Origin of the sequence: Burkholderia sp. Ac-20379 (genome assembly GCF_017104645.1) — a bacterium.
Lineage (GTDB): Bacteria > Pseudomonadota > Gammaproteobacteria > Burkholderiales > Burkholderiaceae > Burkholderia.
On the sequence record NZ_JAAGPF010000624.1, the window covers coordinates 1 to 1848 of the forward strand.

A 1848-nucleotide genomic window follows, 5' to 3' on the forward strand; every position below is an offset into this window, starting at 1 on the left:
TGGCTGTCGCCGCTGGTCGGCTATCTGACCGGTGCGGTGACGGCCGCCACCGGCGTGTTCGTGATGCCGGCCGTGCCGTATCTGCAATCGCTGCAACTCGGCAAGGACGCGCTCGTGCAGGCGCTCGGCCTGTCGTTCACGGCCTCGACGATCGTGCTCGCGGCGCAACTGGCCGCGACGTCGAGCCTGCAGGCGGTGGACGTCGGGATGTCGGCGCTCGCGCTGGCGCCCGCGCTGCTCGGCATGGCGGGCGGGCAGGCGCTGCGCAACGTGGTCGGCGAGCGGACGTTTCGGCGCGTGTTCTTCGCGGGGCTGGTGGCGCTCGGGCTGTATATGGCGTTTGGGCCGGCGCACGGTTGAGGCGGCTGGGGCGGCGGAAGTGGCGGAAGCTTGAAGCGGTTGAAGCGGTTGAAGCAGCAGAAGCAGCAGAAGCAGCAGAAGCGGTGGCGAAAGTAGCGAAATCCGCCGCACACCGGCCGCTCGATGCGATAACCGCACGCGAGGCACGCGGCGCGACGACGTTGCCACGCGTCTTGCGATCGCGTCGAAAACCCCGCATCCTTGACGCCGCCCGCGCCAGCGGGCAAGCCGCCGCCGGCAGGCGCGCCCGCCGCGCCTGCCGCCCTCGCTCCCGCTTGCGCCTCCCCATGCGACAAAAGCCGAACGCATTGCACCTGACGCTCGCCGATCATCTGTCGGACGAGATCGGCCAGGGCCTCTGGACGGCCGGCCAGCGCCTGCCATCGGTGCGCGATCTCGCGCGCAACCGGGCCGTCAGCGTCACCACGGTGCTGGCCGCCTATCGCACGCTCGAGGATCGCCGCCTGATCGAGAGCCGGCCGAAGCGCGGCTATTTCGTGCAGGCCGCAGTGCCGGCGCGCGAGCCGGCTTCTGGGGCGGGCCGGCCGGATTCGGCCGCTGCCACCGCCGCCGCCTTCGCGTCCACCTCCGCACCGCCGATGCCGCCCGCCGAACCGCAATTCGACCGCGGCCCGCTCGACCACGACGCGCTCAACGAAATGGAAAGCCTGCCCGGTGTGGTGTCGTTCGGCACCGCGCTGTGCGGCGACGCGCTGTTTCCGGTGGAGGCGCTGGCGCGCAGCGTCGCGTCCACGGCGCGCCGCCACAGCGGCCTGCTCGCGACCGTCTCGTTCTCGCCGGGCGCCGAACGGTTGCGCGCGAGCCTGGCCTCGCACGCGGCGAACTGGAACTGCCACATCGGCGCGGACGAGGTGCTGATCACCAACGGCTGCGTGGAGGCTTTCGGGCTGTGCCTGCAGACGGTGACCCGGCCGGGCGACGCGGTGATCGTCGAATCGCCGGCTTATTACGGATTCCTCTCCACGCTCGCTCGCTTGGGCCTGCGCGCGGTGCCGGTGCGCTTCACGGGCCGCGACGCCGCTGCGCTCGACGAGATCGCGCAATTGGCCGGCGCGCAGCGGATCGGCGCGTGCCTGCTGTCGACGGCGGTCAGCAACCCGACCGGCGCGAGCATGACCGACGCCGCGCGTGCGGCCCTGGTGGCGCGGCTCGACGCGCTCGGGATTCCGCTGATCGAGGATGCGACGTTCAGCGATCTGCACTTCGACGCCGTGCAGCGCGCGGCCAAATCGTACGACCGCAGCGGCAACGTGCTGCTGTGCAGCTCGCTGTCGAAGACGCTCGCGCCGGGGCTGCGGCTCGGCTGGGTCAGCGGCGGCCGGTTTCATCGCGCGATCGTCGAACTGAAGCGCACGATGAGCATCGGCCAGCCGTTGATCATTCAGGAAGCGGTGGGGCAGTTTCTCGACGGCGGCGGCTACCGGCATCATCTGCGGCGGCTGCGCGCGCAGTGCCGTGCGCAGCTCG

The 1848-nt window shown here is 71.4% G+C and carries 2 protein-coding genes; both read left to right on the forward strand.

Translation table 11 applies throughout. The features are described 5' to 3' along the window. Positions 1-360: TSUP family transporter (locus tag G3N92_RS33325; protein WP_206131760.1), on the forward strand; the 360-nt coding region annotated here is incomplete at its 5' end. A gap of 287 nt (positions 361-647) precedes the next feature. Continuing rightward, positions 648-1848 (forward strand): PLP-dependent aminotransferase family protein (locus tag G3N92_RS33330; RefSeq protein ID WP_206131761.1); only part of this gene is annotated, 1201 nt, incomplete at its 3' end.